At 53.6% G+C, this 14,347-nt stretch carries 8 protein-coding genes; 7 read left to right on the top strand and 1 reads right to left on the bottom strand.

All coding sequences use genetic code 11. The annotated features are described in order from the left end of the window. Nucleotides 1–434 precede the first annotated feature (434 nt). From NT073_RS06955 to NT073_RS06930, 6 genes are all read left to right on the top strand, one after another. Entirely contained in the window at nt 435–2,090 is a 1,656-nt protein-coding gene (locus tag NT073_RS06955) for an altronate dehydratase family protein (RefSeq protein WP_297370818.1), read from the top strand. Nucleotides 2,091–2,132: 42 nt separating this feature from the next. After that, nucleotides 2,133–3,566 carry a glucuronate isomerase gene (gene uxaC / locus NT073_RS06950; RefSeq protein ID WP_297370816.1) on the top strand — a complete coding sequence of 478 codons (1,434 nt, stop codon included), beginning with the start codon at nt 2,133–2,135 and terminating at the stop codon, nt 3,564–3,566. A 201-nt stretch (nt 3,567–3,767) separates the two neighbouring features. Continuing rightward, entirely contained in the window at nt 3,768–4,781 is a 1,014-nt protein-coding gene (locus tag NT073_RS06945; protein ID WP_297370814.1) for a pectinesterase family protein, read from the top strand. Nucleotides 4,782–4,785: 4 nt separating this feature from the next. Next, entirely contained in the window at nt 4,786–6,471 is a 1,686-nt protein-coding gene (locus tag NT073_RS06940) for a glycoside hydrolase 43 family protein (RefSeq protein WP_297370812.1), read from the top strand. Nucleotides 6,472–6,557: 86 nt separating this feature from the next. Further along, nucleotides 6,558–7,439 carry an oxidoreductase gene (locus tag NT073_RS06935; RefSeq protein WP_297370810.1) on the top strand — a complete coding sequence of 294 codons (882 nt, stop codon included), beginning with the start codon at nt 6,558–6,560 and terminating at the stop codon, nt 7,437–7,439. Between the two features lie 149 nt (nt 7,440–7,588). Beyond that, nucleotides 7,589–8,395 carry an AraC family transcriptional regulator gene (locus NT073_RS06930; protein ID WP_297370808.1) on the top strand — a complete coding sequence of 269 codons (807 nt, stop codon included), beginning with the start codon at nt 7,589–7,591 and terminating at the stop codon, nt 8,393–8,395. A 105-nt stretch (nt 8,396–8,500) separates the two neighbouring features. Here the strand turns inward: NT073_RS06930 and treS are convergent, their stop codons facing one another. Beyond that, nucleotides 8,501–11,845, bottom strand: coding sequence for a maltose alpha-D-glucosyltransferase (gene treS / locus NT073_RS06925; protein ID WP_297370807.1), 3,345 nt, complete (start codon nt 11,843–11,845; stop codon nt 8,501–8,503). A 245-nt stretch (nt 11,846–12,090) separates the two neighbouring features. Here treS and NT073_RS06920 point away from each other — a divergent pair, with 245 nt between their 5' ends. Continuing rightward, nucleotides 12,091–14,307 (top strand): bifunctional alpha,alpha-trehalose-phosphate synthase (UDP-forming)/trehalose-phosphatase, encoded by a 2,217-nt coding sequence (locus NT073_RS06920; RefSeq protein WP_297370805.1) that lies wholly within the window; start codon nt 12,091–12,093, stop codon nt 14,305–14,307. The last annotated feature ends 40 nt before the right edge of the window (nt 14,308–14,347 follow it).

Raw genomic sequence — 14,347 nt, 5'->3', positions numbered from 1 at the left:
AGTTATAAACTACGCTCGGGTGTTATCTGGTCTCTGACCGGTGTACTAAGCAATTCAGTTACGCCGGTCAGAGACCGGATAACGCCACGACATAGTCACAGACTATGCCGAGCGACTAGGGGCACTCAACTTAAAAAAGCACAAAATCTATCAGGGCTCACCTCACACCTTCCAGACCTCTGAAAACAACTCCTATTTACCCCACTGTATCCGTTCGGCAGGAAACGGCTGAATTCGGCAACGTTCCCGATAACGATTGCGTGAATAAATACTTCCGGACACTTCTTTCACAGGAAGAGCCTGTTTAATCTTCGTCAGAGAATACCCCGAACAGCTGGCTGACCGTCAGGCGTATTTCTATAAAAAAGACAATTTTAACGCGGGTAAACGTATCTATCCCACCCCAAACGATACGCCGACAAAGCCCTGACAACATGAAACAAACCGTTTTAAAAATACACCCCGCCGACTCCGTACTCGTTGCCCTCGCCGATCTCGAACCCGGCGACCGGGTATACTGGAACGACTCGACTCTGATCGTGACGGAAGCCGTTCCGGCCAAACACAAACTGGCGATCCGGGCGTTTGCCCCCGGCGATGCCATCACCATGTATGGTGTACTGGTCGGCAAAGCCAAACAGGCCATTCCGGCGGGTGGCCGACTCACCACCTTCAACGTGCTGCACGCGACCGACAGCTACGATCTGGCAGGGGCATCTTACCAGTGGACACCCCCGGCCGTTGACTGCTGGCAAGACAGGACATTTATGGGCTACCACCGGTCGGATGGGCGGGTAGGAACGGCCAACTACTGGCTCGTGGTGCCCCTCGTCTTCTGCGAGAACCGCAATATTCAGGTGCTGGAAGAGGCCCTCGTTCACGACCTGGGCTACGGTCGACGCAATTCCTACCAGCACCAGACGCAGGGGTTGATGGCACTGGTACAGGCCGGTCGAACGGTAGAAGATGTATTACAGGCCGATCTGGAGCAGCCGAACCAGGCGTTCGGGCAGCCGACCCGCCTGTTCCCCAACGTCGACGGAGTGAAATTTCTGGCGCACGAAGGCGGCTGTGGCGGTACGCGTCAGGATGCCCGGGCGCTGTGCGGATTGCTCGCGGGCTACATCACTCACCCGAACGTAGCCGGAGCCACAGTACTGAGTCTGGGTTGCCAGAATGCGCAGGTGGGTATGTTGCAGGAAGAGATTCAAAAGCGAAACCCGCAGTTCGACAAGCCGCTGTTTGTGCTCGAACAGCAAACCATCGGTACCGAAGAAGCCCTGATTAGCCGGGCGTTGCGGCAAACTTTCGCGGGGCTAATGCAGGCCAACGACTGCGTGCGGCAACCGGCACCGCTCAACAAACTAACAATTGGGCTCGAATGCGGGGGTTCGGACGGTTTTTCGGGTATTTCGGCCAACCCCGCCCTGGGGCACACGTCCGATTTGCTGGTGGCCCTCGGCGGCACCGTTATCCTGGCCGAATTCCCCGAACTCTGCGGGGTGGAGCAGGAACTTTGCGACCGGAGTATGGACGCCGAAACGGCGGGGCGATTCAGGTCGTTGATGAGCACGTATGCCCAGCGCGCTAAGGAAGCCGGGTCAGGGTTCGACATGAATCCATCACCGGGCAACATCCGCGACGGGCTCATTACCGATGCCATGAAGTCGGCGGGGGCGGCCCGGAAAGGGGGTACATCGCCCATAGTGGCTGTTCTCGACTACCCCGAACTGGTCACCAAACCGGGGCTGAATCTGCTCTGTACACCCGGCAACGATGTGGAATCGACAACGGCCGAGGTCGCTTCGGGCGCTACCGTCGTGCTGTTCACCACGGGGCTGGGCACCCCGACCGGCAACCCCATTGCGCCCGTTGTAAAAATTGCCAGCAACACCGCCCTGGCCAACCGGATGCCCGACATCATCGACGTCAATACGGGTACCATCATCGACGGCGACGAGACCATCGAACAAGCCGGAGAGCGATTGCTGGAGCAGATTATTCAGGTAGCCAGTGGCACACTCGAGGTAGCGGCCATGCGCCATGGGCAGGACGACTTCATTCCCTGGAAACGGGGCGTTTCACTATAGGAAACTACCTCGATACACAACTTTTCAGTCATCTTATTACCCATGAAAAAATCCTTTTTGACCGACAACTTCCTGCTGCAAACGGAAACGGCCCAAAAACTTTACCACGAGTTTGCCAAACCGATGCCAATTATCGACTACCACTGTCACCTGCCTCCCGACCAGATTGCCAATGACCTGACGTTCGATAACCTGACTCAGCTCTGGCTTTACGGCGACCATTACAAGTGGCGGGCCATGCGGGCCAATGGTGTCGATGAAAGCTATTGCACCGGCAAGCAGGACGACTTCGCCAAATTCCAGAAGTGGGCCGAAACCGTACCTTATACCCTGCGCAACCCGCTTTACCACTGGACGCACCTGGAATTGCAGCGGTATTTTGGCATAACCGAAACCCTCAACGGAAATAGTGCGCGCCGGATTTACGACAGTTGTACCGAGCAGCTCCAGTTACCGGATTTTTCGGTGCGGAACCTGCTCCGCCGGATGAACGTGGAGACCGTTTGCACCACCGACGACCCTGTCGATTCGCTGGAACACCACCAGAAACTGCTCGATGCGGGCTTCGAGATCAGCGTATTGCCCACCTTCCGGCCCGACAAAGCCATGGCGGTCGAAGACGCTGCCGCCTTCAATCAGTATGTTACCCGGCTGGAAGCGGCCAGCAACCGGGAGATCAGAAAGTTCAACGATTTTCTGGATGCGCTGCGCCAGCGGCACGATTACTTTGCGGCTATGGGCTGTAAACTCTCCGACCACGGACTGGAGCAGATTTATGCCGAAGATTACACGGAAGCCGAAATCCACGCTATTTTCGACAAACTACGGCAGGCCGGGCAGGCACTGACGGAGGCCGAAATACTGAAATTCAAATCGGCTATGCTGGTGTATCTGGCTGAGATGGATTGGGAGAAAGGCTGGACCCAGCAGTTTCACCTCGGTGCGCTGCGCAACAACAACTCCCGCATGCTGCGCCAACTCGGCCCCGATACCGGCTGGGACAGCATCGGCGACTTCTCGCAGGCGCGGGCACTGGCTCGCTTCCTCGATCGGCTCGACACAACGGATAAATTAGCCAAAACGATTCTATACAACCTCAACCCCGGCGATAATGAGTTGATGGCGACCATGATCGGTAACTTCAACGACGGGTCCGTAGCGGGTAAAGTACAATTTGGCTCGGGCTGGTGGTTTCTCGATCAGAAAGAGGGTATGGAGCGGCAATTGAATGCGTTGTCCAACATGGGGCTGCTGAGCCGGTTTGTGGGCATGCTCACCGATTCGCGCAGTTTTCTGAGTTACCCGCGCCACGAGTATTTCCGCCGGATTCTCTGCAACCTGTTCGGCAACGACATCGAAAACGGCGAACTACCCGACGACATCGACTGGACGGGCCAGGTGGTTCAGAAGATCTGCTACGGCAACGCAAAATCCTATTTCGGCTTCAGCAGCAAGCCAATGGAGCTGGCGGTTTGATGATCGTGACTGAAACCCTCTCCCCGTTGAGCGTAGTTTATAACTACGTTCGGGTGTTATCCGGTCTCTAACCGGTGTACTAATCAATTCAGTTACACCGGTTAGAGACCGGATAACGCCACGACATAGTCACAGACTATGCCGAGCCGGGCCGCTGCCGTGGGGTGGCTTATAAAACAGCAAGACCTAACATCATTACCAATGATTAAAAACCTTTTATTCCTTTTCGCCACCCTACTCATCAACAGCACCTTTGCCCAAACGACGCCACCGACGTCGGTGACTTATCCGGCTTCATTTACCGTGGCGCAGGATGGCAGTGGGAATTTCAAAACCATTCAGGAAGCAGTCAACTCATTCCGAGACCACTCGCAGGTTCCGGTGACGCTCTATGTCAGGAACGGAGTCTATCTCGAAAAGCTGGTCATCCCCTCCTGGAAGCCAAACATTCACATCATTGGTGAAAGCAAAGAGGGCGTGATCATCACCGGCGATGACTTCTCCGGGAAAGCGTATCCCGGCGGGAAAGACTGGACCGGGAAGGATAAATACAGCACTTATACGACGTACACGGTGCTGGTCGATGCGCCGGAAACGATTCTCGAAAACCTGACCATTCGGAACACCGCTGGCCGGGTGGGTCAGGCGGTGGCGCTGCACGTGGAAGCCGACCGGTTCATTTGCAGGAACTGTAATTTGCTGGGCAATCAGGATACCCTTTTTGCAGCCGCCGAAGGCAGTCGTCAGTATTACGAAAACTGCTACATCGAAGGCACGACCGATTTTATCTTCGGCAAGTCGGTATCCGTATTTCAGTCGTGTACCATCAAAAGCCTGTCCGATTCGTTCATTACGGCTGCAGCCACGCCCGTTTACCAGCGGTACGGATTCATCTTCTTCGATTGCAAACTCACCGCCGATCCGGCCGCCAGGAAAGTATTCCTGGGCCGTCCGTGGCGACCGAATGCCAAAACCATTTTCGTACGGACGCAGATGGACAGCCACATCCTGCCCGCTGGCTGGGATAACTGGAACAATGTCGCCAACGAAAAAACGGTTCTGTACGCTGAATACAACAGTACCGGCCCAGGCAGCAGTCCATCGGCACGGGTTGGCTGGGCGAAGCAGCTTACGGCTAAAGACGTTAAGCAGTTGACACTGGCAACAATCTTCTCCGGCCAATCGGCCTGGTTACCCATCACTCAACACCCTTAATGGTATGAATTGGCGAATTGCCCTTGGTTTGCTGTTTTTAATAATACAGCCAGCCGTTGCCCAACCGACGAAAACGAGCAACCCAAAAGCCATTTCCGGTAATTCTGCGGTCTCCGCCGTCTGGGTGCCTGATTTGGGGAATGGTTCGTATAAAAACCCCGTCCTGAACGCCGATTACTCCGATCCGGATGTGTGCCGGGCGGGCAACGACTTCTACCTGGTTGCTTCCAGTTTCGACGCTATTCCCGGTCTGCCGATTCTGCACTCGACAGATCTGGTCAACTGGTCCCTCATCGGACACGCCCTGAAACGCCAGCCTCCGTTCGACCATTTCGAGAAAACCCAGCATGGCAATGGCGTGTGGGCACCCGCCATCCGCTACCATAATAACGAGTTCTACATCTATTACCCCGACCCCGATTTCGGCATTTACCTCACCAAAGCCACCAACCCGGCCGGTCCCTGGTCGAACCCGGTGCTGGTGGAAGGCGGCAAAGGGTTGATTGACCCCTGCCCGCTCTGGGACGATGACGGGCAGGTTTATCTGGCGCACGGCTGGGCGGGAAGCCGGGCGGGAATCAAGAGTATTCTGACCATCAAGAAGCTCAACGCGGCTGGCTCGAAGGTGATGGACGAAGGCGTTATTGTGTACGACGGTCATGAAACCGACCCCACCATTGAAGGACCGAAACTGTACAAGCGAAACGGCTACTACTACATTTTTGCCCCGGCGGGTGGCGTCTCGACGGGCTGGCAACTGGCGTTACGGTCGAAGAACATTTATGGCCCCTACGAGCGAAAAGTGGTGATGGACCAGGGTAAGAGTTCGATCAACGGGCCGCATCAGGGGGCTTGGGTGACGGTGAACGCAGGCAAGGGCAAAGCCGACGAAGACTGGTTTCTGCATTTTCAGGATAAAGACGCCTACGGCCGGGTAGTACACTTGCAACCCATGAAATGGGTGAACGACTGGCCCGTTATCGGCGTGGATGCCGACGGCGATGGCAAAGGCGAACCCGTTCTGACCTATAAAAAACCAGCCATTTCCGGAAAAGCATCACCGGTAGCCACCCCACCGGAGTCCGACGAGTTCAACAGCCTGACGTTAGGTTTGCAATGGCAATGGCAGGCGAATCCCAAAGGCATCTGGCACACCACCAGCAAGCAGGGCTTTTTGCGGCTTTACTCAGCCAAAGCGCCGGACGATGCCCGCAACCTGTGGGACGTGCCTAACCTGCTGATGCAGAAGTTTCCGGCAGAGACCTTTATGGCCACCACGAAACTGACCTTTACGCCCAACCCAAAGCTGGAAAATGAGAAAACAGGGCTCGTCATAATGGGCATGAGTTATGCCGGCCTGACGCTGAAAAGCACCAAAGATGGTATCCGGCTTGCGTACACCGTTTGTAAAAAAGCCGCCGACGGGAAGCCGGAAGACGAGACAACCATCGCCCGAGTCGCGGCCAGCACGCCAATCTACCTGCGGGTTCAGGTGCTGAAAGGCGCAAAATGCCAGTTTAGCTACAGCCTCGACGGCCAGAATTTCACCAAAACCGGCGCCGAGTTCCAGGCTGAACCCGGTCGCTGGATTGGGGCGAAGATGGGTATCATCTGCACCCGAGCCACCCAGATCAACGACTCAGGCTATGCCGATTTCGACTGGTTTCGGGTGGAGCCGAGTGCGGATTGAGCCTTTCAACAAAGCGAACTTGAGCGTTTCAGCAAAGTGAGCCGATTGGATAACACCGAATTTTGTTGGAAATAAAATCAACGACAATGGAAAAAATTTGGTTTATCACCGGAAGTTCAAGAGGATTAGGCCGTAGCCTTACCGAAGCCGTTCTGGCCAAAGGCGACATGGTAGCCGCCACCGCCCGCAACCCGAGCCAGCTAGCGGATTTAGCGTCCCGCTATCCCGATCAGATTCAACCTATCCAGCTGGATGTAACGGATAAAGTGCAGATTAATGCTGCGGTAGAACAGGCAATAGCCCGGTTCGGGCGTATCGACGTGCTGGTCAACAACGCTGGATTTGGTATAACCGGCGCTGCGGAAGCCTTCACCGACGAACAGGTACGCAGTCAACTGGAAACAAATCTGTATGCGCCCATCGCGGTAACCCGGGCCATATTGCCTCATATGCGTCGGCAACGGGCGGGGCGAATTCTACAAATCAGTTCGATAGGCGGCCGAATCGGCCGAGCGAGCGTTTCCATCTATCAGGCCGCTAAATTTGGGTTGAGCGGCTTTAGTGAGTCCCTCCACGAAGAAGTAGCTCCCCTTGGCATATGGGTCACCAGCGTTGAACCCGGCGGTTTCCGTACCGACTGGGCGGGTGACTCCATGAGCTATGCTCCCTCCGTTGAAGGTTACGAGGCAACAGTAGAAAAGCGGGCCAATTACTTCAAAAGCGGCAGCTTTGTGCCCGTTGGCGATCCTGAAAAAGCGGCCAAGGTCATGGTCGATCTGGTGGACCACCCAGAACCGCCCATCCACCTGATACTCGGTAGCGAAGCGGCCAGTCTGCTTCAGCAGGCCGATGCCACCCGAAAAGTCGAATTTGAAAAATGGCTCCCCGTCACAGTCTCCACCGACCACGATGAATCAGCTAATTTCTTTGAAACAGACCTGGGCAAACTGTTCGCTAAGCACAAGTAAAGCAAATCTCTTTTTAATTTTTGGTTGTTACCTTGTCGTGTGTCGTATAGTCAATTTTGAGAAACTGACCATACGACACACGACAAGAATAAAGCAGTTTTTCCAGAACTGGAAACGGTTTCACCCGGTTCTTTACAACGGCTACAAAAATGCCCGAACGCGACGACAATAAACTTCCTCAAATCCTGTACTCCTGTTATTTCACCCGTAGTCGGGAGGGCGAGCAGTTTGTACCGGAGCATGTGTTTAGCTATCAGATAGCGGGGTCCGTAACCATAAGCGATGTAGAAAACATCTACACATTTAATGAAGGAGATTTCAGAATCAACAAACGAAATCAACTCGTTAGGTTCAGCAAGCAGCCTCCCGAACACGGCGAATACAAGTCGCTGTCGGTTTATCTCGATCAGAATACCCTTCGCCAGTTTAGTCTGGAGTATGGCTACAAGGCAGAGAAGCCGCACGACGGCAGCTCGTCCGTTATCCGTCTACAATCAAACGAACTTCTTACGAGTTATATCGAGTCGCTGAAGCCCTACCATCTGCTTCAGCAGCCGGGCAACGAGAACTTGATTTCCCTGAAATTAAGGGAAGCGATATTCATCCTGCTCAAGTCGAACCCCGACCTGGCTAATGTGCTCTTCGACTTTACCGAACCGGGCAAGATCGACCTGGAAGCGTTTATGAATAAAAACTACCATTTCAACGTAGAGCTGAAACGATTTGCCTACCTCAGCGGCCGGAGTCTGGCTACGTTCAAGCGGGACTTCGAGAAAATATTCCATCGGTCGCCCGCCAACTGGCTCGTTCACCGGCGGCTACAGGAAGCGTACTACCTGATCAAGGAGAAAGGCAAGGCTCCTTCGGATGTGTACCTCGACGTAGGCTTTGAAGACCTGTCGCACTTTTCGTTTGCTTTCAAGAAAACATACGGCGTATCGCCGTCGAAGGTGTAACAAACTCACTTTAACCAACAATGAGTGGTTCTGACCTTCGAGAATTTAGCTACCCGCCAAATTCTTGAAGGTCAGAACCACTCATCTATAGCTGGACCGTCATCGCTACGCCAGTTCCGGCACGGCGACTTCGGGCGAAACGACGATGGACTTAATAATTTGCAGCGGCACATGCACCCAATCGGGGCGATAGTTCAGCTCGTGGTTGAAATCTGAAATAGCCTTTTCAAGCAGGTATGTTTCGAGCATCATTTGCAGGTCGTCGATATCTTTCGGGATAAACGAACTGCCCTGAACCGTTTCCAGATAGGCCTTCATGAAGAAGCTGCTCATGTAATGCGCCCAGAATCCGGCATATGGCAACAACTTCACCGTCTCTTCTTTAGGCACCTGGTTGTTTTCCAGAAAACCCTGATAACCTACGTAATAGAAGGAGCGAATCATGGACGCCACATCGCGCAGGGGTGACCGCTTCAGTCGACGTTCGCTATAACTCCGGCTGGGGTCACCACCAAAATCCTGAATGGCAAGATCCTTACCGGTGAGCAGGATTTTTTCCAGCTGCAAATCACCATGACTCCGAATTTTCGTGGTTTCCAGCTTGTGGTCGTAAATCCGTTTGAGAGTATTTAGTACGTCTTCTTTCCGTTCCAGCATCTGTTCTACCTCCTGCCGTACGCCCTCCGGAAGCCGCTGCACGTTCCGTTTCTGCGTCTGGTAACTTTCCCGCACCAGCGACTGCAAGCCTGAGAAAAGCGACCGCTGGTAGTGCAGGGAGAACTCTTCCGGCGAAAACTCTTTCATATTTTTGCTGGATGCCAGCGCCAGGTGCATTTGCCCGATGCGGGTGCCCAGTAAGCGCGACTGATCAGCCGACCGCTGACCGATCAGCTCTCTTGTCTCGACAGGCAGATCCTCAAACGGGATGGGGTTGCTCAGACTACCGACCGGCACATTCATGGCCGCAGCCAGCTGGGTTTTGTTGCGAGCAAGAATCCGTTCGATGAAATTATTGATCCGCTCCAGCACATACCGTTTTCCATCGCCATGACTGGCTACCAGTTCCTGCATAGTGCCTAGCATAACGGGTTTTTCGGCCGTGCTTAGTTCAATAGACCCGGCAAAGGCAGGCACATAGTCGAAATTGGCCGTTTCAGACAGGAAGCGCGTGAGTTCGGTGTCGGGGTTGACCGACATCTCCACCTGCCGATACAGTTTCAGCAAATAGCACTGGTCATAGCTGATGGATACATAGCCGGGATTGACGGGCATCAGTTTAGGCTTTACCTCACTGTGGGTGCGCACGTACTCGTCGAACTTAGGCGTATGCTGGAACTCCAGATTACGTACCCCACTTTGTTGCGGCCCACTCATATTCTGCAGCAAGGCCAACTGAACATCAGTCAGATAGATACCATCGCAGAGAACGCCAGACACATCGCCAACTTCCATGTTGGCCAGCACGGCCTGCGGGCAATTAGCGATCAGCTTTTCGGCCGATGCTTCTTTAGCAAAGGCAACCACCAGTTGAAACAACTCGGGCAGTCCCCGCTCGTACGACACCTCAAGCAGCAGCACATAGGCTGTGCTATCCGCTAGCGGTAGTATGCCATTCCGCAAAATGGACACCCCGCGCATGGTCTGCTTTTTATCATCGAACCAGTCTACCCGGAGGAGATAGTCCGGCAGCACTTTCGTTTCCAGCATCATGCGCGTGTTCTGGCTCATCAACTCATTCCAGTCGTTGACACGAACGCCGGGCAGCTGGAATACGCGGGCCGCTTCGGAAGCCGCTTTTTCCAGCACAAACCACTGGTAATCGTGCGGAGCCAGGGTAAAGAAATACGTTTCGGTGTTCGAAATGGTCGGAAAGGGATTCTTACTGAACGCTTCTACCGGAACGTAACCCGAAAAACCACTCAGCTCCACCTCCGCCGGTTGCGCGTACTTCGACAGGTTCACCACGATCAGCAGCGTCTGGTCTTCGTAGGTTCGGGTAAAGGCCAGCACTTTCGGGTTTTCGACGTTCAGGAATTTCATGTCGCCCCGCCCAAACGCCTTGTACTGTTTGCGCAGGTTGATCATCCGCTTCATGAACCAAAACAGCGACGAAGTATTACCGCGCTGGTTCTCGACATTCACGGCCTCGTAATGGTATTCCGGGTCGAGAATAGTGGGGAGGTAGAGTTTCTGCGGATTGGTTGTCGAAAACCCTGCGTTGCGGTCCGGCGACCACTGCATGGGTGTCCGCACCCCGTCCCGGTCGCCCAGATACACGTTGTCGCCCATACCGATCTCGTCACCGTAGTAAATTACGGGCGTACCAGGCAGCGAAAACAGCAGACTGTTCAGCAGTTCGATCCGCTTCCGGTTGTTGCCCATGAGCGGTGCCAGCCGGTGGCGGATGCCGAGGTTAATTTTCGCTTTCGGGTCTTTAGCGTACGTCTTGTACATGTAATCCCGCTCTTCGTCGGTCACCATTTCGAGGGTCAGCTCGTCGTGGTTGCGCAGGAAAATAGCCCACTGGCAGCTGTCCGGAATGGCGGGCGTCTGATCGAAAATGTCGGTAATGGGGTACCGGTCTTCCATTTGCAACGACATAAACATACGCGGCATAACCGGAAAATGGTAGTTCATGTGGCACTCGTCGCCATCGCCGAAGTACGACGCCGAATCCTCGGGCCACATATTAGCTTCGGCCAGAAAGACGACGCCCGGGAAATGATCGTCGACATGTTTACGCAGTTTTTTGAGGAAGGCATGTGTTTCGGGCAGGTTTTCGCCGTTGGTTCCTTCCCGCTCAAACAAGTAAGGAACGGCATCGAGCCGAAACCCATCCACGCCCAGTTCGCACCAGTAGTCGATCATTTTGAACACCTCGTCCTGCACCAGCGGATTGTCGTAGTTCAGGTCGGGCTGGTGGTGGAAAAAGCGGTGCCAGTAGTACTGCTGCGCTTCCTGATCCCAGGTCCAGTTGGAGGTTTCGAAGTCCTGAAAAATAATGCGTACATCCTTGAACTGCGTCGGGTCGTCGGTCCAGACATAGTACTCGCGTTCGGGCGAGCCTTTGGGTGCACGTCGGGCACGCTGAAACCACGGGTGCTGGTCGGATGAGTGGTTGATAACCAGCTCAGTAATCACTTTCAGATTACGCTGATGTGCTTCCCGAAGGAGCGTTTTAAACTGCTCGATGGTACCATACGACGGGTTAATGGTGTAATAGTCGGCAATATCGTATCCATCATCGCGCAGGGGCGACGGGTAGAAAGGCAGCAGCCAGATGGCCGTTACCCCCAATTCCTGCAAATAATCCAGCTTTTCGAGTAAGCCCTGAAAATCACCAATGCCATCGCCGTTACCATCACAAAACGCTTTTATGTGCAATTCATAGATGATGGCATCTTTATACCAGCGGAGATTATCCAGTTGTTCTACGCTTTCGTTCATCATACCAGTTGAGTCGATTAAGGCTGTTTGAAACCGTTAGCAGCCGGTCCGTCGGTCTGTTTTTAGGGTTTTAGTTGAAACCTTGCGCGATACAGAAAGTTTAGATTATACCTCGAACTAATGGAGAATGACTTTCAACCGCTTACTTACCTTCTAAGCAGTTTCTAAGATTTGCTTAAGGCTACTCTAATTTGCTGCCACGAACTTTATAGTAAGACACTGCGCGTTCAGTAACGCACCACAACCTGATGAAAACTTCTAAGTCGTCTTATAAACGCCTGCTTATTGTTTCGTACCGATTACCTTTTACCATTCAGCAAACCGACAACGGCCCCGAACTGAAACAGAATTCGGGTGGGCTGGTATCGGCGGTATTGTCCATGGCCGAACAAATGGGGCAGAACCAGGGCGACCAGTCAACAAAAATTCACTGGGTAGGTCATGGCGACTCGTCCATGCAGCAGGAAAATGCACCGGCATTAGAGAACGAAACTTTTGTGGCGCATCCCGTTTTTATGGATGAGGCCATTCATAAAGGGTTTTATGAGGGGTTCAGCAATGACCTCATCTGGCCACTGTTTCACTATTTCCCCTCCTATGCATCCTTTCGGGAAACCGATTTCGATAGTTACCAGCAGGCCAACACCCGCTTTCTGGAAGAGTTGAATGCGCTCATTGAACCGGGTGACCTTATTTGGATTCATGATTTTCAGTTGATGCTGCTACCCGATCTGGTTCGGCAGACAACGCCCGATGCCACGATTGGTTACTTCTTCCATATTCCCTTCCCGACCTACGAAATCGTTAAACTCCTGCCCCGAACCTGGCGGCAGGCGCTGATCAAAGGCATCTTGGGAGCGGATGTAATTGGCTTCCACACCAACGATTACGTACAGCATTTCCTGCAAAGTGTGTCGGAGGTGCTGGCATTGCCCATTATTGAACAACGGATCGTACTGCCCGACCGCTCGGTTATTGTGAACGATTTCCCGATCAGCGTTGACTTCAACAAGTTTAACACCAGCGGGCAGGATACAACGGTGGCGAATACCCGGCAGCACTACCAGAACCTCCTTCGTCAGAACAAAATTATCTTTTCGGTCGACCGGCTCGATTATACCAAAGGCATTACCTACCGCCTGTTGGGTTACGAACGTTTTCTGGATCAAAACCCCGACTGGCACGACAAGGTGACGTTCGTGATTACGGTGGTCCCCTCCCGCGATACCATTCCTCAATACCAGGAAATCAAGCGCGAAATAGAAGAAACCGTTGGCCGGATCAATGGCTTGTTCGGCACGATTGGCTGGCGTCCTATTGTTTATTCGTACAACTCATTGAGTTTTCCGGAGCTGATGGCCCTGTATACGGCTTGTGACATTGCGCTTATTACCCCCCTCCGGGATGGTATGAATCTGGTTTGCAAAGAGTTTGTAGCCAGCCGGTACGACAACAAAGGTGTTCTGATTCTAAGCGAACTGGCGGGAGCTGCACAGGAGTTGCCCGAAGCGCTGATCATTAACCCCACCGATAAGCAGGAAGTTGCCGATGCCATTAGGCAGGGCTTGCTGATGCCCACAGCCGAGCAGGAAGCGCGTTTGATAAAGATGCGAAATCATCTGCAAAACCATAACGTGTTCCGGTGGAGCAGCGACTTCCTCACGGCTTTCGACAACCTTAAAACGACTCAGTCAACTTTGGAAACAGACCTCCCTATCCCATCTTTTATTAACGCATTCAGCGACGCCCAGAAGCGGCTGCTGTTGTTCGATTTCGACGGTACGCTGGCCCCGCTCATCAATGATCCGGCGCAGGCAAAACCATCGGAGGAGATCAAGAAGTCGCTGCATACACTGGCCGAAAACAGCGACCTGGTCGTTATCAGTGGCCGGAATAGAGCCTTTCTGGAGAAAACCTTTGCGGGCAGTCCCGTCCATCTGGTGGCAGAACACGGTGCGTTTCTGAAAAAACCCGATCAGCCCTGGGAACGTCTCGATCTATCGGCCGACGACTGGGTCGACACCGTCCGTTCGACGATGGCGGAGTTTGTTTCCCGTTTTCCCGGCTCGTTCATCGAAGAAAAAGAAACGGCTATTGCGTGGCATTATCGCATGGCCGACGCCGACGATATCGAAGCACAGGCCAACGACATGGCCGGCCAGCTGCGTCGGGCCGATTCGTCTATTCCGCTGACGGTTATTCAGGGTAGTAAAGTGGTGGAAGTGAAGCCCGCCCTGCACAGCAAAGGCACAGTGGCACTCTCTATTTTTGAACAGACACCGTACGATTTCATCGTCAGCATCGGCGATGACACCACTGACGAAGACATGTTCAGGCAGTTGCCAAACTGGGCCTATACCGTGAAAGTAGGGCCGGGAACATCCTTTGCCCGGTATCATCTGGCTCGTCAGCGCGATGTTGAGACGCTGCTTCAGCGCATGAGCGATGTGCTGGTCGAAGCCTGACACCCAACGGTTTTCAGACCCAAAACATCTTTGGATCAGG

Source organism: Spirosoma sp., from assembly GCF_026391055.1.
Taxonomy (GTDB): Bacteria; Bacteroidota; Bacteroidia; order Cytophagales; family Spirosomataceae; genus Spirosoma.
Note: the sequence above shows the minus strand (reverse complement) of the source record. Positions and strands in the feature narration are given on the sequence as shown.

Excerpts from the sequence above, each read along its gene's own strand:
- NT073_RS06930 (WP_297370808.1), top strand. The coding sequence starts at position 7,589 with ATGCCCGAACGCGACGACAATAAACTTCCTCAAATCCTGTACTCCTGT.
- NT073_RS06945 (WP_297370814.1), top strand. The coding sequence starts at position 3,768 with ATGATTAAAAACCTTTTATTCCTTTTCGCCACCCTACTCATCAACAGC.
- NT073_RS06935 (WP_297370810.1), top strand. The coding sequence starts at position 6,558 with ATGGAAAAAATTTGGTTTATCACCGGAAGTTCAAGAGGATTAGGCCGT.
- NT073_RS06955 (WP_297370818.1), top strand. The coding sequence starts at position 435 with ATGAAACAAACCGTTTTAAAAATACACCCCGCCGACTCCGTACTCGTT.
- uxaC (WP_297370816.1), top strand. The coding sequence starts at position 2,133 with ATGAAAAAATCCTTTTTGACCGACAACTTCCTGCTGCAAACGGAAACG.
- treS (WP_297370807.1), bottom strand. The coding sequence starts at position 11,845 with ATGATGAACGAAAGCGTAGAACAACTGGATAATCTCCGCTGGTATAAA.
- NT073_RS06940 (WP_297370812.1), top strand. The coding sequence starts at position 4,786 with ATGAATTGGCGAATTGCCCTTGGTTTGCTGTTTTTAATAATACAGCCA.
- NT073_RS06920 (WP_297370805.1), top strand. The coding sequence starts at position 12,091 with ATGAAAACTTCTAAGTCGTCTTATAAACGCCTGCTTATTGTTTCGTAC.